Source organism: Variovorax sp. VaC1, from assembly GCF_043658315.1.
GTDB lineage: Bacteria > Pseudomonadota > Gammaproteobacteria > Burkholderiales > Burkholderiaceae_C > Variovorax.
The window spans coordinates 20512-38738 of sequence record NZ_JBIGLT010000009.1 but is presented as its reverse complement, the minus strand read 5'-3'; the positions used below and the strand labels follow the sequence as shown (position 1 = coordinate 38738).

The 18227-nt window shown below is 69.2% G+C and carries 17 protein-coding genes; 11 read left to right on the top strand and 6 right to left on the bottom strand.

Annotation, left to right across the window (positions count from 1 at the left end):
• Positions 1–5: 5 nt before the first annotated feature.
• From ACGLHS_RS29885 to ACGLHS_RS29870, 4 genes are read left to right on the top strand one after another with little or no spacing between them, the layout of a single operon-like run.
• Positions 6–1031 (top strand): glycosyltransferase, encoded by a 1026-nt coding sequence (locus ACGLHS_RS29885; RefSeq protein WP_394485442.1) that lies wholly within the window; start codon positions 6–8, stop codon positions 1029–1031.
• A gap of 36 nt (positions 1032–1067) precedes the next feature.
• Positions 1068–2084, top strand: a complete 1017-nt coding sequence (locus ACGLHS_RS29880) for a hypothetical protein (protein ID WP_394485441.1) — start codon at positions 1068–1070, stop codon at positions 2082–2084.
• Positions 2074–2838, top strand: coding sequence for a hypothetical protein (locus tag ACGLHS_RS29875; RefSeq protein WP_394485440.1), 765 nt, complete (start codon positions 2074–2076; stop codon positions 2836–2838). Before ACGLHS_RS29880 ends, ACGLHS_RS29875 begins: the two co-directional genes overlap by 11 nt.
• A 4-nt stretch (positions 2839–2842) precedes the next feature.
• On the top strand, positions 2843–3964 hold the full coding sequence (locus tag ACGLHS_RS29870; RefSeq protein ID WP_394485439.1) for a hypothetical protein: 1122 nt from the start codon (positions 2843–2845) through the stop codon (positions 3962–3964).
• On the opposite strand, the gene ACGLHS_RS29865 is transcribed toward ACGLHS_RS29870, so the two are convergent.
• The 4 genes from ACGLHS_RS29865 to htpG form a co-directional block, all read right to left on the bottom strand.
• Positions 3954–5639 (bottom strand): hypothetical protein, encoded by a 1686-nt coding sequence (locus ACGLHS_RS29865; RefSeq protein WP_394485438.1) that lies wholly within the window; start codon positions 5637–5639, stop codon positions 3954–3956. The two genes, ACGLHS_RS29870 and ACGLHS_RS29865, sit on opposite strands and share 11 nt — an antisense overlap.
• Before the next feature lie 180 nt (positions 5640–5819).
• On the bottom strand, positions 5820–6806 hold the full coding sequence (locus ACGLHS_RS29860; RefSeq protein WP_093243206.1) for a tripartite tricarboxylate transporter substrate binding protein: 987 nt from the start codon (positions 6804–6806) through the stop codon (positions 5820–5822).
• 74 nt (positions 6807–6880) lie between these two features.
• Entirely contained in the window at positions 6881–7537 is a 657-nt protein-coding gene (locus ACGLHS_RS29855; protein ID WP_394485437.1) for a hypothetical protein, read from the bottom strand.
• Complete coding sequence (gene htpG / locus ACGLHS_RS29850) at positions 7537–9573, bottom strand: molecular chaperone HtpG (RefSeq protein ID WP_394485436.1); 2037 nt, start codon at positions 9571–9573, stop codon at positions 7537–7539. Before htpG ends, ACGLHS_RS29855 begins: the two co-directional genes overlap by 1 nt.
• A gap of 421 nt (positions 9574–9994) precedes the next feature.
• Here htpG and ACGLHS_RS29845 point away from each other — a divergent pair, with 421 nt between their 5' ends.
• The 7 genes from ACGLHS_RS29845 (at position 9995) to ACGLHS_RS29815 (ending at position 15977) form a co-directional block, all read left to right on the top strand.
• Positions 9995–12118: a hypothetical protein gene (locus tag ACGLHS_RS29845; protein ID WP_394485435.1), complete on the top strand. Its 2124-nt coding sequence runs from the start codon at positions 9995–9997 to the stop codon at positions 12116–12118.
• Positions 12119–12158: 40 nt separating this feature from the next.
• Positions 12159–12770: a hypothetical protein gene (locus ACGLHS_RS29840; protein ID WP_143012528.1), complete on the top strand. Its 612-nt coding sequence runs from the start codon at positions 12159–12161 to the stop codon at positions 12768–12770.
• Positions 12763–13356 (top strand): hypothetical protein, encoded by a 594-nt coding sequence (locus ACGLHS_RS29835; RefSeq protein WP_394485434.1) that lies wholly within the window; start codon positions 12763–12765, stop codon positions 13354–13356. The genes ACGLHS_RS29840 and ACGLHS_RS29835 overlap by 8 nt, the downstream gene beginning before the upstream one ends.
• 2 nt (positions 13357–13358) lie before the next feature.
• Entirely contained in the window at positions 13359–13883 is a 525-nt protein-coding gene (locus ACGLHS_RS29830) for a hypothetical protein (protein WP_394485433.1), read from the top strand.
• Positions 13880–14710: a hypothetical protein gene (locus tag ACGLHS_RS29825; protein WP_394485432.1), complete on the top strand. Its 831-nt coding sequence runs from the start codon at positions 13880–13882 to the stop codon at positions 14708–14710. The genes ACGLHS_RS29830 and ACGLHS_RS29825 overlap by 4 nt, the downstream gene beginning before the upstream one ends.
• Positions 14710–15366, top strand: a complete 657-nt coding sequence (locus tag ACGLHS_RS29820) for a hypothetical protein (protein WP_394485431.1) — start codon at positions 14710–14712, stop codon at positions 15364–15366. The genes ACGLHS_RS29825 and ACGLHS_RS29820 overlap by 1 nt, the downstream gene beginning before the upstream one ends.
• 77 nt (positions 15367–15443) lie before the next feature.
• Positions 15444–15977, top strand: coding sequence for a DUF3761 domain-containing protein (locus ACGLHS_RS29815; RefSeq protein ID WP_394485430.1), 534 nt, complete (start codon positions 15444–15446; stop codon positions 15975–15977).
• A 125-nt stretch (positions 15978–16102) separates the two neighbouring features.
• On the opposite strand, the gene ACGLHS_RS29810 is transcribed toward ACGLHS_RS29815, so the two are convergent.
• Complete coding sequence (locus ACGLHS_RS29810; RefSeq protein WP_394485428.1) at positions 16103–17149, bottom strand: ABC transporter substrate-binding protein; 1047 nt, start codon at positions 17147–17149, stop codon at positions 16103–16105.
• 69 nt (positions 17150–17218) lie between these two features.
• The gene (locus ACGLHS_RS29805; protein ID WP_394485427.1) at positions 17219–18133 is read right to left on the bottom strand and encodes a LysR family transcriptional regulator; all 915 of its coding nucleotides are present in this window, start codon (positions 18131–18133) and stop codon (positions 17219–17221) included.
• Positions 18134–18227: the final 94 nt, after the last annotated feature.

Sequence of the window (18227 nt, the reverse complement as noted above, 5' to 3'; positions counted from 1 at the left end):
ATTCGATGATGCCCGATCAAGTTGCAGCGCGTTGCGCGCTGGTCCTGGAGACCAACAACCTGCGCGGCGGAGCGGATGCCGAGGCCAAGACGAGCACCAGCCTGCAACGCCTCGTCGCCCTGCTGGCAAGGCAGAAACTTCCGCTGACCGCCCTGGCGCAGGTGGTCGTCACGCACGACGGACTGAGCCCGGCCACCTGCGATGCGGTGAGCGCGCTCGCGGGCCGCCCGGTCGATTTCGTGCGCATCGACGCGGCCACCGGCTACTACGACGCCAAGAACGTCGGCTTCGCGGCCACCGACGCGACGCGCTGTGACCACGTGGTGTTCGCCGATGCCGATTGCCTGCCCGACGACGACTGGCTGCTGCAGATGCTGATGCCGCTCACGAAGCCCGATGCGCCCGCCGTGGTGGCCGGCCGCACCAGCTATGCGGCCAGCGTGGTCGGCACCGCGCTGACGACCATCGACTTCATGTACTTCCCCAACGCCGATCACGCGGGCGCCACGAGCAACTTCTACGCGAACAACGTGGTCTTCCGCCGCGACGTGTTCGAGCAGCACAGCTACCAGGCGCTCGACGGCGTGTACCGCGCGCACTGCCAGGTGCTGGGCATGCGATTGAAGGCGGCGGGCGTACCCATCCACTACGCGGCCGCGGCCCACACCGAACACCGCCTGCCCGACACGCGCGCCGAAGCGCTCAAGCTGCGCTGGATGCGCGGACAAGACACCTACTCGCTCACGCCGCACCTGCTGCGCAGCTACGTGTCGGCGCGCTGGCAGTGGCTCGCGAAGAGCGGCCCGATCGGGCCGTTGTGCGTGCTGTTCACGCGGCTGGGGTTCAGCATGCGTGCGCTCAATCATCAAGACCTGCCGCCGTTGCGCGGCCTGCGCTGGGTGGCGGGCGTGGCGCTGATCCTGGGTTTCTCGGCGGTCGACATGCTGGGCGCGTTCGCGCGCGGCATCGGCCTGCACACCACCGGGAAGACGAACGCCGACGCGCAGGCGCTTTCCTATCACCGGCCTTGATGGCCCTCTTCAAAAGAACAACAAACAAGCAAGACCATGCCAATCCGCTCTCTCTTTTCCGTGCGCCACGTCGCCCTGGGCCTCGCGCTCGCAGGCGCCTTCACCGTTGCCGACGCCGCCGACTTCACGGGCCGCGGCGTCTTCAACTTCAAGTCCGACAGCGGCTGCCCCTTCGGCCCGCTCGCCGCCGACGACGACTGCAACCGCCTCGCGCTGGACGATGCCGACACGCACGCCGTGCTCGACAGCGCCGCGCACACCATCCGCTTCACGAACACCCACAGCTATGGCGAAAAGACCATCGTGGGCGACGTGCTGCTGCAGGGCTCCGGCCAGACGCGCAGCGGCCAGCGCGTGCCGCTGACCTTCCACGCCCTGCTGAGCCGCTCGGGCACCGACTGGTCGGTGAGCAGCCATGCGCACACGCCCGTCGGCGACGAGTTCAGCGACATCCGCATCGACCCCTACCAGGTCGTCGTGAATGACGGCAACGCCGAGCGCGTCGTGCTCACGCCCGCGCAGATCGGCGAAGCGCTCGCCAAGCCCTCGCTCACCGCGCGCCTTGCCAACGTGCTGGTGCAGGTCGAAGACAACCGCACCGGCGGCGCGAAAGATGCAGACATCACCATCGGGCTGGGGCTGAGCAAGGCCTCGAAGTCGGTGGCGCGGGCGCGCTTCCACGCCCCGGCGGCCAAGGGCCACGAACTGGCGGAAGCCATGCGGCAAGGCAACTGGACGCTGGAGCTGCAGGCCCTGAGCGGCAAGATCCCGCGCCAGGTGGTGCAGCGCGACCTGTTCCTGTACGGGCTCGAATCGCAGTCGCTGCTGCAACCGCTGCTGCAGCGGGGCTTTCGCAAGAACGAGAAGCTGGTGCTCGGCGCCATCAACGGCAAGGGCTATGTGCGCTACGACGGCCAGCAGCGCGAGTTCGCGGGGGCCGATGCGGCCGCGCGCGCCTTCCTGCAGGACAGCTTCATCGGCCTCGTGCTGGGCTGGCAGCAACAACATCAGCAACCGCCGCAGGCCACCGCGGCCAAGGCCAATGGCCGCTGACACTTCGCTCGCACCGGCAGCCGGCTTCGACTGCCTCGATCCGCCAGTTCTGCGCGGCTGGCCGGCCCTGCAGGCCTGGCTGGTGCATCACGTCAAGCGCGCCGCGCTGCGCCAGCTGCATGCGAGCAATGCAGGAGAGATGCTGCTGCTGCGCTTCTACCTCGTCGGCGAAGAATCGTCCGAGCAGGCGCTGCAGCGCGAGCTGCGCATCAACCCGCCCGACTGGCTCGCACGTCAGCTCGACCAGCACCTGGCCGACGAGCAATTGCATGCGCGCCTTTTCGCCGAAGCCATCGTCGAACGCGGCGGCAACGCGCAGGCCGCCGCATCACCCGAAGAAGCGCCGCAGCCCGACTGGTTGAGTCGCCGCAAGCTGGCGCGCTGGCAGGGGTTGATCCGCCAGCATGCGCCGCACTTCGCGCAGGGCGGGCTGGTGCCGGCTTATGCCATCGGCTTGTCGGCGGAGCAGATGGCCTCGCGCATCCTGCAGCGGCACTGCGCGCTGATCGGGACGGGGCATGCACTGCATCCGCTGCTGTCGCGCGTGCTGGCCGATGAAGACCGCCACATCCGCCTGTGCAGCCACACGCTGCAGCGCTGCGTGGCGCCGCACGAGCAGGCGCGGCTGGCGCAGCTGATGCGCGAGGTGCGCGACACCGAGCGCGGCTTCGGCATCACCGGCGCGGTCGGCATGTTTCTCGCCGGCGTGGCTTTGCGACTGCGCCCCGGCGCGGCGCGCCCTGTGCACGCCTGAGTCGATGCCGCCGCGCATCGTCTACCTCGCGACCGCGGACGCGCGCGGCCACCTGATGCGCGCGCAGCTGCTCACGCACGCGCTGCGGGCTGCGGGCGTGCAGGTCCAGGTGCTCACCACCTCGGACGAAGGCGCGCGCTTCCTGGCCGGCTTCGGCATCGACGCGCCAGTGCTCTCGCGCCACTACGCAGTGCAGTTCGACCGCGAGCAGAACATGCTGCGCCGCGAGACCGATCGCAACGTCGCCCACTACATGTTCCGGCCCGAGCGCATGCTGCGCGACATCGTGCGGCTGCGCCGCTGGTTCCGCGACGCGGACCTCGTGGTGAACGACTCCTTTCATCCCGCGCTGCTGTTCATGGGCTGGATGCCCGGATGGCGACGCAAGGTGGTGCATGTGTACGGCGCCAGCCTGCGGCATGCGCTGCAGACCAATTTCAGCGGCCGCATGCCGGGCTTCATCGCGAAGGTGTTCGGCGGCATCGTGGCCTGGCAGATCGACCGCAGCCGGGCGCGCATCGAGCACGACTTCGCCTACGACGCGCCACGGCATGACGGGCACGGCGGCCACCGGCTCGCCACGCCGGTCGCGGTGGTGGCCAGCCATGGCACGCAAGAAGATGGCGCGGCGCGAAGGGCCGCCGTGTACCTCAACCCGCACTTCGAGGAACCCGCGCTCGCCGACGGGCTGGAACAAGGACTGGCCGCCGCGGGCCTGCCGGCACACCTTGTCGGCGAGGGCTATGCCCATCGGCCGCATTGGCATGCGCGCGACGAGCACTGGATCGAGACGGCCGCACGCAGCGCCTTCATCGTCTCGGCGCCGGGCATGGCCGCACTGTCGATCGCGGCGGTCTACCGCAAGCCCATCCTGCTGCTGCTGACCGACCAGCCGGAGCAGGCGATCAATGCGGGGCGCGCGACGCAGTTGGGCCTGGCGCACCGCGTGGTGGTGTGGCGCGGCGATGCGCCAAAGTTTGCGCGGGCGGTGACGGCGGCGGCTGGCGAATTGCTTGCCTTGCCGGAGAGCGCGACGGATGCTGCGGAAGGCAGGCAGGGTGCCATCGACAGGCTGCAGCCTTGGGTCGCGCTGCTGTCGACGCTGGCGACGCCAGCTACCCGCTGATCACCCCACGCGCCGAATCGACCAGCGCACGAAACACCCGCGCGATGGCGCGCACCGGCGACATCTCCAGCCACGGCTTCGACGCCGTGGCCCTCGGCGGTGCCGAGATCACGCCCCGGCCCATGCGCAGCGACACCTGCAGCCTGCGGATCGCGAAGCTCGGCCGGGCCGCCACCAGCCGGCGCGGCCCTCCTGTGGCCGTGGCGGCGTCCGCCACCACGAACTGCAGCACCAGGCATTTGCGGCCCGCGCTGGGCTGCACCTCGAAGACGAGGGTGCGCCGCCGCGCGCCGGTGGTGCGCTGCCCTGGCAGCACCACGCCGTCGAACATCGCGTGGACGCTGGTGGTCTTGGCGCTGCTGCGAAAGTCGATACGGACTTCAAGGCGGTGCGGCTGCTGGTGCGACGACGACGGCGCCAGCGTCGGCAGCGGAATCACGAGGCAGGCCAGCTCGCCCAGGCTGCGCACGCCCTCGTCGTGAAAGCCATGCCACCCGTGGCTGAGCCAACCGAGCGCGGGGCTGCCGGGGTGGAACATGTAGGGGCGGCCGAGCTGAAGCTCGGACACTTCGCCGAGCCCCAGGCTCTGGTCGTCGAAGCCCCAGCGCGCGCCGAACGCACGCTCGATGGCGGCGGCGGGCCAGGCGGCGGCGCCAGCAGGCACCGCGATGCGGCTTTCCGCATCGCCGCCCATGCAGGCATCGGCCACGAAATCCATCGCGCCCAGTTCGGCGCCGATGGCGATCCAGTCCGAGCAGGCGGCCGGCAATTGCCCGGCCGCGTTGCGGTCGGCCTCGATCAGCGCGTGCGCGGGCTTGCGGAAGTAGCGCGCCTCGGTCAGCACGCTCGACGACAGGCTGGCGACGAAGTGCACGTTCGACGCCGACAGCAGCGCGTAGGTGTTCTCGTGGGTCCATGCCACGTTGGGAATGGCGCGCGCGATCGGCGCGAGGTCGTGCAGCGCGGGCTCGTAGGGGTGCGGCTTGATGACCAGCAGGTCGACGCCTTGCGCCAGTTCGCGCAGCGGCGCGACGACGCTGGCCGGGTGCATGGTGCGCCCGCCGCTGACCAGCGACAGGTCCACCAGGCTCTGGCCGAAGAACAGGCCCACGCGCAGGCGCGGATCGAACAGCGAGGAAGCACCGCGCCGCGCGAAGTAGCCCTTGAGCACGGCCGCGTGGTTCCAGAACAGCTCTTCGTCCACGCGGCGGGCCCGCAGCGCGGCCTCGATGACGGGGTCGTTGGTGCGGGCGCAGAAGTGCAGGTGCTCGGTAAAGCGGCGCGGATCGATCTCGATGTCGAGGTAGCTCGCGCCGCTGCGGTGGATGCAGTGCTGCAGCGCCGGCGTGAGCCCCCAGCCGATCACGAGGCAGCCCGGATCGAACACCGGCATGCCGTCGCGCCCGGCCAGCGGCAGCAGGTCGGCCACGCAGGCACGCGCCCAGCCGGCGGCCGTGCAGGGCAGTTCGAGCCGGTCCATGAGCCGTGCGACATCGATGCGGCCGCCTTCCGACAGCGGCGCCACTTCGCGCATCGGCAGGCCCAGCCGGCCCAGCGCGGAGTCGAAGAAACCTCGGAGAAATCGCCGGTTTGCGACGTGGTACTGAAGCCCGTTGGCGGGCGAGCGGAAGAAGTCGTCCGCAAAAATAACGTGATTGAACCGGCGAGTTGTCATCGGTTTCGGGGGGAGTGGCGTGCCCTTTGCAAACCGTCCCGCCGACCTTTCCTGAGCGATGTGCCAATCTAGGCAGCGACTCTTAGCAAAGAATGAGGAAGGCGTGGAGGCCAAGCAAAGTTCGTGCAAAGGCGTTGTAAAGCGCCGCGATACACAGGCGCCGCAGGGGCCCGCGGGCCCTCAGTCGAGCGACAGATTCAGCTCGCGGATCAGCGGGTGCCAGCGGGCCGACTCGCCCTCCAGCAGCGCCGCGAACTGGGCGGGCGCGTCGCCCACGGGCTCGACGCCGAACTCGGCCAGCTTGCGCCGCACGACCGGGTTGTGGATGGCACTGGCCACCGACTCCTGCAGCTGCGCGACCACCTCGGGCGGCGTGCCGGCCGGCACCACCAGGCCCATGAGCGCGGCGGCCTCGACCTGCGGCATGCCCAGCTCGGCGAAGGTCGGCACGCCGGGCAGTTGCGCCAGGCGCGCCGGATGGGCCACCGCAAGCGCACGCAGCTTGCCGCTCTGGATGAAGCGGCGGGCCGCGGCCAGGTCGCACATCATCACCGGCAGCTGGCCGCCCGCCACGTCGGCCAGCGCGGGCGCGGCGCCCCGGTAGGGCACGTGCACCATCTCCAGCCGGGCCTGGCGCTCGAGCAGTTCCATCGCCAGGTGCTGCGGGCTGCCGGTGCCGGCCGAGGCAAAGCTGACCTTGCCGGGGAAGGCGCGCGCGTCTTCGATGAAGGCCCGCGCGTCCTTGACGCCGCTGGACGGCCCGACCAGCAGCACCATCGGCAACCGGCCCAGCAAGGTGACGGGGGCGAAGTCGCGCGAGGGGTTGTAGCTGAGGTTGCGGTACAGCGCGGGGTTGAAGACCAGCGTGCCGTTGTCGGCCGACAGCAGCGTGTAGCCATCGGCCGGGGCGCGTGCGACCTCGATGGCGCCGATGGCGGTGTTGCCGCCGGCGCGGTTCTCGATGATCACCTGCTGCCCCGCGTCGATGGCCAGCTGGGTGCCGATGGTGCGCGCGACGATGTCGGCGCCGGCACCGGCCGGGTACGGCACGATCCAGCGGATGGGCTTGGCGGGGTAGGCGCCCTGCGACTTCACTGCGCGAGGCAGCACCGTGGCCGCAAGGGCGGCCAGGGCCAGAAGGTGCAGCAGCAGCGGTCGGCGCGTCATGGGCGACTGTCTCCGAAGGAGATACCAGCCGCCATGTTAGGCCGGGTCGCGGGTTCGCGTGAAAGGCGCGCCGGTCAGGGCGCGACGGGGTTGCCGGGCGTGCCGAGGGCGCCGGCTTCGCGGACCGGGGCCGAGGCGGCGGCCACGGCCGGGGGGTGGTTCACCGCAGGCGCGACGGGCTCCGGCGGCGGGCGCGTGATCTTGACGAGCGGTGCCCGGGCCTGGGCCACGGTGCGTGTCGCCGGGGCGGCAGCGGCCGGCGCCTGGGCCGCGGGTGCGGCGATGGGCGTGAACGGATCGGCGGGCGTCGAATAGCGCACGGGCGCCGGTGCCGCCGGGGGCGGTACCAAACCCGCGGGCGCCACGGGCGCCGTGGATGCCACCGCACCGGCTGCGGCAGCACCACCACCGGCAGGCGCTGCAGGTGCAGCCTTCGGGTCATAGAGCACGGTGCCCTTGCTGACCCCCGCGGCCACCGGCCCCACGCCGACACCCACGCCGGCCGAGCCCGACACCTGCCCGCCGTTGTTCACGGCCACGCCCGCGCCGAGCGGGCCGAAGCCGGTGTTCAGGCCCATCGAAAAACTGCCGTCCTTCGTGGCGCCCAGGCCCAGCGAGAGCCCGGGAACCAGCGGAATGCCGATCTGGTAGTGGGAGCAGCCGCTCATCAGGAGCAGCACCAGCGCCGCCGGAATGGCGGCCGTCGCTGCACGGATGCGCGGCCGCGCCATCACACCAGCAGCGCGTTGACGCGCTTCACATAAGCGGCCGGGTCGGCCGGCAGCCCGCCTTCGGCGAGCAGCGCCTGGTCGAACAGGATGTTCGCAAGGTCGTCGAAATGCGCCGAGCCGTCGAGCTTCTTCACCAGCGGATGGTCGGCGTTGACTTCGAGCACCGGCTTCAGGTCGGGCGCCGGCTGGCCGGCCTGCTTGAGCATGCGCGCGAGCTGCGTGCTCATGCCGCCGTCCTGCACCACGAGGCAGGCGGGCGAATCGACAAGGCGCGTGGTCACGCGCACGTCGCCGGCCTTGTCCTTGAGTGCTTCCTTGAGCTTCTCGAGCATCGGCTTGAACGACTCGGCGGCTTCTTCGGCGGCCTTCTTCTCGGCCTCGTCCTGCAGCTTGCCCAGGTCGACCGCGCCCTTGGCCACGCTTTGCAGCGGCGTGCCGTCGAACTCGGTGAGGTAGTTGAGTGCCCACTCGTCGACGCGGTCGGTCATCAGCAGAACCTCGATGCCCTTCTTCTTGAAGACTTCGAGCTGCGGGCTGTTCTTGGCGGCGGCCAGCGTGTCGGCGGTGATGTAGTAGATCGCGTCCTGGCCGTCCTTCATGCGCGCCTTGTAATCGGCGAAGCTCACGGTCACGCCGTCGGTGGTGGACGAGGCGAAGCGCAGCAGCTTGGCGATGCGATCGCGGTTGCCCATGTCCTCGCCCAGGCCTTCCTTGAGCACCGCGCCGAACTCGGCGTAGAACTTGGCGTACTTGCCCGATTCATCGGCGGCCGCAGCGGCGGTTTCGGCGGCGGTGGGCGCGTTCTTGTCGACCACGTCCGTCACCGCTTCGGTCGGCTCGGGAGCCGGCACCGATTCGCCCGAACCCACGTCGGTCTTGCCCTCGGCGCTCTCGGGCGTGGTCTTCTGCTTCTTGGCCAGGTCTTCGAGCATGGAAAGCACGCGCTTGGTGCTGCCCTCGCGGATGGCCTTCACGTCGCGGCTTTCCTGCAGCAGCTCGCGGCTCACGTTCAGCGGCAGATCGGCCGAGTCGATCACGCCCTTCACGAAGCGCAGGTAGCTGGGCAGCAGGGCTTCGGCGTCGTCCATGATGAAGACGCGCTTGACGTACAGCTTGACGCCCGCGCTCTTGTCGCGGTTCCACAGATCGAACGGCGCCTTGGCCGGGATGTAGAGCAGTTGCGTGTACTCGGTGCTGCCTTCCACGCGGTTGTGGCTCCAGGCGAGCGGCGCCTCGTAGTCGTGGCTGATGCTCTTGTAGAACTCTTCGTACTGCTCGGGCGTGATGTCCTTCTTGGGGCGGCTCCACAGGGCGTTGGCCTTGTTGACGGTTTCCCACTCGCCGGTCTTCACCATGTCGCCGGGCTGGTCGTTCTCGCCTTCCTTCCACTCTTCCTTTTCCATCAGGATCGGGAGCGAGATGTGGTCGGAGTACTTGCCGACGATCTGCTTGAGCTTCCAGGCGTTGAGGTACTCGTCGGCATCGTCGCGCAGGTGCAGCGTGATGCTGGTGCCGCGCTCGGCACGCGTGATGTCGGCCACCTCGAAGTCGCCGGCGCCGCCGCTCACCCAGCGCACGCCCTGGTCGGCCGACAGGCCGGCACGGCGCGATTCGACGGTGATCTTGTCGGCCACGATAAAGCCCGAGTAGAAGCCCACGCCGAACTGGCCGATGAGCTGTGCGTCGGCCTTCTGGTCGCCGCTCAGCTTGCTCATGAAGTCCTTGGTACCGCTCTTGGCGATGGTGCCGAGGTTGTCGATGGCTTCCTGGCGCGACAGGCCGATGCCCTTGTCGGTGATGGTAATGGTGCGGGCGGCCTTGTCGAAGGTCAGGCGCACGTCGAGCTCGGGCTGGTCTTCGTACAGCGCGGGGTGGTCGAGCGCCTCGAAGCGCAGCTTGTCGCACGCGTCGGACGCGTTCGAGATCAGCTCGCGCAGGAAGATTTCCTTGTTCGAATAAAGCGCATGCGTGACGAGGTGCAACAGCTGCGCGACTTCAGCCTGGAAAGGGAGTTTGGTATTGGAAGAATCAGCCATGGAAGAAGAGATATCGGATCGAAAAAATTCTAAGCCGGCCGCGATGGTCGCAGGACGGCGCCGTGCCAACTTTCTCAGGTAGGGCCTTTGTCCGGCGAAACAACGGCACAAGGCAAGGCGAGAAGGAGATACGCGCCCCGAGAGGTTATCCACAGCCCCGGTGAGTCCGCTCCGTCGGCTGTAACACAAAAAGTAACCGTCGTTAACATTTATCAAATATCCTCGTCTCCGCAACCGAACAGGGCAGCAATGCTCAGGGAACCAGGGATGTCGTTTGATGATTCGAGTGACGCTGCCGACCGCGGTCGACCCCGCCAGAGCCATCTGGCGCCCGGCAGGTGCTCGGGCGTGGTTCTTCGGGTGCGTCGCCGTCCTGTGCTGGCCTGCGCCGGCATTTGCCCAGTCTCCCGCCGGGGCCACCGTGGCTGAGGCCCGCATCGAATCGATGGACCGCGCCCAGGCGGAGCAGGCCAGGCTGAAGGCGCTCATCGAGTCCGCCCCCAAGGCTTACGAAGACCGCTTCATGGACACGGGGACCGATCCGGCCGCCGCCGACGAGGCCGCACCGGAGGCCGAGCAGCCGCAGGGCTTTCGTTCCTGGCTGGTGGAAAGCCGCATCGGCTTCGGCGACGCGACCAGCACCGGCTACGCCCGCCAGCGCGCGACCGAGATCGGCCAGCGCTTCGAGTACCGCCGCGAAACGCTCAACTACGGCGAATTCGTGCTGCAGGCCGACGGCCGCCACCTGGGCGGCGACGGCATCCTGAACGGCAACAGCATCGGTTCGCTGGGCTATGCGCGCGAGCCGACCAGCGGCCGCTTCACGCTGCGCAACCTCGGTTTTCCGCTCACCACCCAGACCTTTGCCGACAGCGCGGTGGGCGACATCTACAGCGAGCTGACCGACGGCCTGAGCCGCAACTACCGCCTGTCGCTGGGCTCGTCCACGGTGCGCGGCGCGTCGACGCGGATCTTCAACACCGACACCGACCTGCGCGCAGGCTTCGGCCAGCGCGGCAACCTCGCGGGCGGCCCCTACCCCGGCTTCGAGAAGAGCCAGGGCACGCTCGGCTGGCTGGGCCTCACGCAACGCCTGGGCGACCCTTGGTTCGCCTCGGTGCAGGTGGACCAGGCACGCGACATTCCGGCGTACTACTACGACCCGCTCACGGCACAGGGCTACGGCCGCAAGGACGTCACGAGCTGGGCCACCTCGCTGGGCTACGGCCGCGAGGTGGTGAACGACGGCGACTTCAAGGCCCGCGCCACGCTGGTGGGCAGCCGCGCCAGCTCGCAGACGCCGGGCGTGGCCACAGGCAGCTCGCAGGGGTTGTTCGTGGAGGCCAGCGCACGCACCGGCGCCTACCGGCACGAGTTCGGCGTGTACACGGCACGGCCGAACCTGTACTTCGGCGACTACGCACTCACGACCGGCACGCGCGGCGCGTACTGGCGCATCGACCGCAGCGCGAGCCGCATGAACTGGGGCGCGTCGGTCGACGTCGAGCGCGCCGCGCCCAACGACAGCTTCAACCTCTTCGGCTACCGCCGCGGCAGCGCGAGCGGCAACTTCCAGTACCTGCTCGATCGCCACACCTCGTTCGGCGGCAGCCTGAGCGTGACACAGACGCGCTACGACAACGCGACGAACAGCCCGTCGACCCCACAAGGCCAGGGCAGCGGCACGCACAGCCTGTATGGCAACGCCTTCTATCAGACGCGCTTCTTCGACTGGCCGCGCAGCCGCTTCAGCCTTTCGGTGCGGCGCAACGAAGCCATCGTGCTGGGCGGCGGAACGGCGACGGGGCAGGAACTGCAGTGGGAGCAGGACTGGATCAGCGGCCGCTACGAAACCATGCGCCCCGAGCTGACCACCACCCTCGGCTACGCGCGCGACCAGAGCAGCGGCACGGTGCAGCACTACCCCACTGCCGGCGTGCAGTTCCGCTTCTGGCTGGCCAGCGGCTTCAGCGTGCTGGGCAACCTGCGCTACACCTCGCAGCACGGCGGCCTGTACACCAGCCGCGGACTGTCGGGCACGCTCAGCGCCGAGAAAGAACTGGCACCGGGCTGGCGCGCGGGCATCGCCGCCAACCTGAACCAGGCCCGCGCCACCACGCTGCCGACCTCGCTGAACACCCCGCAGCTCTTTCGCTCGAACGACAAGACGGTCTACATCTACCTGCGCTGGGAGGCCAGCGCGGGCTCGCCCTATCAGGCGGCCGGCGTTCGCGGCAACGGTGCCGGCGGCGGCAGCGTGGCCGGCCGCGTGTTCCTCGACGCCAACAACGACGGCGAGCCGCAGATCGGCGAAGGCGGCGCCGCCAACGTCGAAGTGCTGCTCGACGGCCGCTACCGCACCACGACCGACCGCGACGGCCGTTTCGAATTCCCGCTGGTGACGACCGGTCGCCACCAGCTCACCCTCACACCCGAGACCGTGCCGCTGCCCTGGGGCCCGGCGCGCGATGCGGGCGTGAGCGTCGAGGTTCCGCTGCGTGGCCAGGCCTTCACCATGATCCCCGTGATCAAGGTGGGGCAGTGACCACTTTTTTTGTCCACCGCCCCAAGCAAAGGAAATCGAGATGAGACTCCCCCCGCGACTGCTCACCGTGGCTGCCGCCGCAGCCCTGGCCCTGGCCTGCGGCGTTGCGCTGGCCGAGAGCCAGTATGGCTACACCACCACCCCAGCCACCCAGGTGACCGCGCAGGGCCACCTGAACCTGAGCGTGACGGTGCCCAAGCTGATCCTGTTGCGCGTCGGAACCCAGACCGGCACCGGCGACACGCTGAGCTGGACCGCGCCGCTGACGTGGGCCACGGCGCCCGCGATCACCGCCGCCAACAACCAGGCGGCCAACTGGGACGGCACCGCGCCGTCGCTGGGCACGGTGACCAACCCGGCGGCGGTGCCCGTGTCCGCCTGGACCAACAGCTCGGGCGGCGGATCGTTGAGCTACACGGCCGTGGCCTTCGCGGCGGGTGGACCGACGCTCGGCAACATCACGGTCGCGTCCGGCGCGGGCCTGACCCATCCGACCCCCGCGACATTGGCAACCGCCAGCACGGGTTCGACCGGCTTTGCCACCACCACGCTCGTCACCGGCACCTGGACCTTCTCGCTGACCGGCTCGGCCGTCACCTGGACGCCCGGCACCTACACGACGGTCATCACCTACACCGCGACCAGTGTCTGAAGCGCTGCGCGCCGTGGCGGCGGTCGCGCTCCTCGCCGGCATCGCGCCGCACGCGGAGGCGGTCTTCACCTATGCGGCCACCAGCCAGCCTTACGGCATCACGCTGCAGGTGGGCTCCGCCGTGGCCACCGACGAGGTGGTCTTCAACGCGAGCGGCCCCAACGCGGGCCTGACGATGGCCCCGGTCGCGGGCTCGAAGTCGATCACCATCAGCATCAGCCCGGCCCGACCGGCCATGGTGTTCGCGGAGACCCGGCCGGTCACGCTCACCGCCAACGTGCCGGCCGGGCTGGTCTGCACCACGACGACCTCCTGCGGCACCACCGTCATTCCCTTCAGCACGATCAGCTGGGTCTCGACCGATGCGACCTCGCCCAACGAGGGCGACATCCAGAATGGCACCTTCGCACCCGGCAACGCGACCCAGCCGCTCGCCAGCTTCAACGCGGCGACGACGACGCTTCTGGTGTTCAACGGCAACACCCGCTTCATGTCCAACACCCTGACGTTCCAGTACAGCAACGCCACGGTGTATCCGGCGGGCAGCTACAGCGGCACGGTGAGGTTCACGGCCACCATGCTGTGACGATGAAGCACGCCACCGCCCTTCGCGCGCACCGGCTGGTGGCAGCTGGCATGTTCGCGTGGCTCGCGGGCGTGCCGGGCATCGCCAGCGCGCTGGTCGAACGGCTCGACGACTCCAGCTCGCCGAGTTCGCAGGTGCGCGCTTCACTGGACGACGGCTCGCCGATCACGGCGCCGAGCGCCTCGTACTCGCCCATCGTGCGGGTCGCGTTCGGGCGCGTGCACTACCGGCTGGCCACCGCGCGCTACGTGGGCCGCCAGGCCCGCATCTACTACGTGTTGCCGATGGGCATTCCGGGCCTGCGCTCGCCGGCCGGCCTGCAGGTGAGCTGGCGCACCAACGGCCTGTTCGCCAGCGGCAGCGGCCGTCCGGGCGACCGGGTGCCGGTGTGGAGCGGCACGGTGCGCGATGCGTGGATCACCGAATCGCTCGACCTCACCTGGCAACTGGACACGCGCGAGCTGCGGCTGACACGCGGCATGCCCCTCGGCTTCGAGGCCTACTTCGAGATAGAGACACTGCCATGAGACTGCATTTCCCGACCTTCGCACGCCGCCTGCTGGCCGTTGCCCTCGCAACGACCTGCGCGGCCTCCACGGCATGGGCCGCCCCCTTCGAGGTCGCGATCATGCCTTCGCGCTTCGAGCTGTCGGCCAAGAGCGGCGTGCGCCTGGGCCAGTCGCTCGACATCCACAACGTGGGCAACACCGTCACCGAGGTGTCGGTGCGCACGCTCGACTGGAGCTATTCGGCCGAGGGGGAAATCGCCTACCTCGATCCGCTGCAGCCCGGCAGTTGCCGGCCGTGGGTGACGCTGGAACGCAAGACGGTCAAGGTGCCCGCGCGCGGCAAGGCCGGCTTCCGCTTCCAGATCGACCCGCCGGCCAATGCGCCGCGCGGCGAGTGCCGCTTCATGCTGGCGATCGAGGGCGTGGAGCCGGCCTACCAGGCCGCCATTGCGCAGGGCGGCGCCAGCCTGAGCCTTCCTGTCAGCGGACGCATCGCCGTGGCGGTGTACGTGCTGCTGAACGGCGCCGAGCCAAAGCTCGCATTGAGCCAGGTCGGCATGCGGGAAGTGCGCGGCCAGCGCACACCCTACGTGACGGTCAGCAACACCGGCGACGCACACGGCCGGCTCGAAGGCAGCCTCGACGCCACCGATGCAGCAGGCAAGACCTTCGAGATGGTGCCCGAGGGCACGCCCGTCATGCCGGGGCAGACACGCCTGATTTCGCTGCTGCCCAAAGGCGAAGCGGGCGGCAAGGCCGCCGCACCGCCGGCCTACCCCCTGAAGGCCAGCGGCACGCTCGACTGGGAGAAGGGCGGCTTCAAGGTGAACGCGGAGTTCCGCTGATGCACGCGGGCCGGCGGCCGCACCTGCAGGCCCCGTGCATGCGCGCCGGGGGCCTCCTCACGGCGCTGCTCCTGCCCTGCGCGGCACTGGCCGGCACGACCACCACCGCCGGCCTGGGCAACCCCGCGGCCGTCGATCTCAAGTTCACGGTCAACATCGACAAGTTCGTGTTCTTCCGGCTGGGCGATGGCGCCTGGCCCACGCTCAGCGGCACGGTCAACAGCGCGGCCTTCGTCCTCACGCCGTCGATCCCGGGCGGCCCCACCACGCCGGTCGTTGCCAACAACACGGCCGCCAACTGGAACGGCGGTGCGCCCACCTTCTCGGTCGCACCGTCCGCCGGCGTGACGTTGGCGGTCGAGGTGCGCAGCAATGGCGGACCGGTCAGCCTGCGCGCCGCCGCGACCTCGCCGCTGACCAACGGGACCGCCACGATTCCGATGTCCGAGATCACCATCACGTCGAGCAACAGCCTGCTGCCCGCGCCCGTGATCCCTGCCAGCGGCACCGGCAGCACCGTGACCGTCGCCACCACGGATGCCACCAATTTCGTGACCCAGAGCAGCGCGAACTGGACTTTCTTCTACGCCAACTCTGCGAACCGCCCTGCCGGCAACTACCAGGGCGTGGTGACTTTTACCGCCAGCTCACCCTGAATCTCCAGCAAGTCAGCTTCCGCTGGGATTGCCCCCCAAAGCTGCGCAGTTGCCCTTCAACACCTCAGGAGCTTTGCATGAACAAGAACCCCAGGAAGATGCTGTGGATCACCGCCTGCCTCGGGCTGGCCGCCTTTGCTGCCCAGGCGCAAGTACCGGCTGATGCGCCGGCCGGCACCACCGTGCAATGCAAGGACGGCAGCTATGCCTCGCCCGACACCAAGTCCGGCGCCTGCCGCGGCCACAAGGGCATCAAGACCTGGTTCGGCAAGGCCGCCGATGCGAAGGCCGCACCGGCAGCAGCCGCTGCTGCTGCTGCGCCCGCTGCCGCCGCCGCACCCGCCGTGGAAACCCAGTCGGCCAGCGTCGACAAGACCGGCGTGGCCCCGAGCACCGGCACCGCGACCAGGACGCCCGGCTCGCCCGACCTCACGAAGATGGCCGCGGCACCCGGCGGCGGCCCCGGCATGGTGTGGGCCAACGACACGACCAAGGTCTACCACTGCATGGGCGACCGCTACTACGGCAAGACCAAGAAGGGCGAGTACATGAGCGAAGCCGATGCCAAGGCCAAGGGCATGCACGCCTCGCACAACAAGGCCTGCTCATAAGCTCATAGGCTCGCCCCCAGGCTGCGCGCACTTCGTGTCGCGCACGCCTTCCCCCTGCCGGGGGCAACACCTGCGGCCCGGCAAAGCCGGTTCCGCGGTGTTTCACAAAATGAGCCTGGCGTCGGCTACTTCGGCTGCGACTCGACCTCGCGGGTCCAGCGGTCGATCAGGCGCTTGCGCTCGGCCGCCTTGCCGTACTTCTCGAAGTCGTACTTGATGAGCTTCACGTCGGCCATCGATGCGATGCGCGCATCGGGCTTGAAGGTCTTGTTGGCCGGCGTCTGGAGGCTGCCCACCTTCGCGCCGATGGACTGCCCCGCGGGGCTCATGAGCCAGTCGTAGTAGCGCTTCGCGTTCTCCTTGTTGCGCGCGCCCTTCACCAGCGCGATGCCGCCCACCTCGTAGCTCGTGCCTTCGCACGGCGCAGCCGTCTTCACCGGAAATTTGTCGAAGCGCCAGCGCTCGAAACCGAAGATGAAGCTCACGCCGATCGCCACCTCGCCCTTGGCCACGTTGGGCGCCTGTGCCTGGCCGCTGCGGGTGTAGCTGGTGACGTTGCGGTGCAGCTTCTTCAGGTAGTCGAAGGCCGCGTCCTCGCCCATCTGCTGCACGAGACCCGCGATGACGGTGTAGGCCGTGCCGCTGGAAGCCGGGTGCGAGATCTCGATCTCGCCCTTGTATTCGGGCTTGACGAGGTCGGCCCAGCACTTGGGTTCGTGCAGCTTCTTTTTCTTGAGCAGGTCGGTGTTGAAGCCGAAGCCGATCGCGCTGGTGTAGAAGCCGCCCACCATGTTTTGCGACAGCGCGTACTGCCGCACCGCCCATTCGTGCAGGTCGTTGATGTAGGCCGGCCGGTAGGCATCGAGCAGGCCCTGCTCGGCCGCCTGCAGGAACGGGTCGCCGGTGCCGCCCCACCAGATGTCGGTCTTGGGGTTGGCGGCCTCGGCACGCAGCTGCGCACCGATCTCGCCGGTGCCCTTGTGGGCCTGCAGCACCTTGATGCCGGTCTCGCGCGTGAAGGCCGTGGCGGCCGCCTCGCACCAGCCCGCGTCGGTGCTGCACAGCGCATTGACCGTGCCTTGCGCGGCGGCGTGCGGCGAAGAAAGCAGCATCGCGGTGCCCATCAGGCATGCGGCGATGGTTGCGGAAGGGCGAAGCGTGAAGGGGCGCATGCGTTGGTCTCCTGCGAATGGCTCGTTTGTTGTTGAAGGCAAGCCGCAGGATAGCGGCTGCCTCGCCGTTCAAGGCGCGACCTGCAGCAGCGGCGGCAGGTGCTCGGCCAGCCAGTCGATCACCACGCGCGTCTTGAAGGGCAGGTAGCGGCTGCGCGAGCGGATCACGTTCAGCTCGAAGCCGAAAGGCCTGGGCTCCTCGAACACGCGCACCAGCGTGCCGGCCGCGAGCGCATCGGCCGCCAGCCACGACGGCAGCCGCGCGAGCCCCAGGCCACCGATGGCCGCTTCGAGCAGCACTTCGGCGCTGTCGCAGCGCAGCCGCGAGGGCAGCGTCACTTCGACCGGCCGGCCCTGGGCATCATGAAAGCGCCACGCGGAGACTTGGCCGTCGCGGGCATAGAGCACCGCTTCGTGCGGCCCCTGCAGATCGCCGATGCCCCTGGGGTGGCCGCGCTGCTGCAGGTACGCCGGCGCGGCGCACAGCGCCATCCACTGCACACCGACCGGCCGTGCGACCAGGTCCATGCTGTCGGCCAGCTCGCCACTGCGGATCGCCAGATCGAGCCCCTCTTCGACCAGGTCCACGCGCCGGTCGTTGAACGCGAGTTCGAGCGACAACTGCGGATGTTGCCGCGCCAGCGCCAGCAGCAACGGGCCGACCTTGAGCCGGCCGAGCATCGCGGGCATGCTGATCCGCACGACGCCGGTCGCGGTGCTGCGCGCCACGTCGGTCAGCGCTTGCGCGGCATCGAGTTCGTCCAGCACGCGCCGGCAGCGCTCGTAGTAGCCGTGGCCTTCCTCGGTGAGGCTCTGGCTGCGCGTGGTGCGCAGAAACAGCCGCGTGTTCAGCCGCGCCTCGAGCCGCGCGATGCTCTTGGCGACCGCCGAGCGGGTGACATGCAGGCGCTGCGCCGCCAGCGCGAAGCTGCCGGCCTCGACCGCCGCGACGAACTCTTCGATGCCTTGGAGACGTTGTCCCATTGGATACTTTCAAGCACCAGTAAAGAGAAAATTATCCTCCACCGGATATCTAACATCCTCAATAGCATGGCGGCTCCCTGTCATTCGTGGAGCC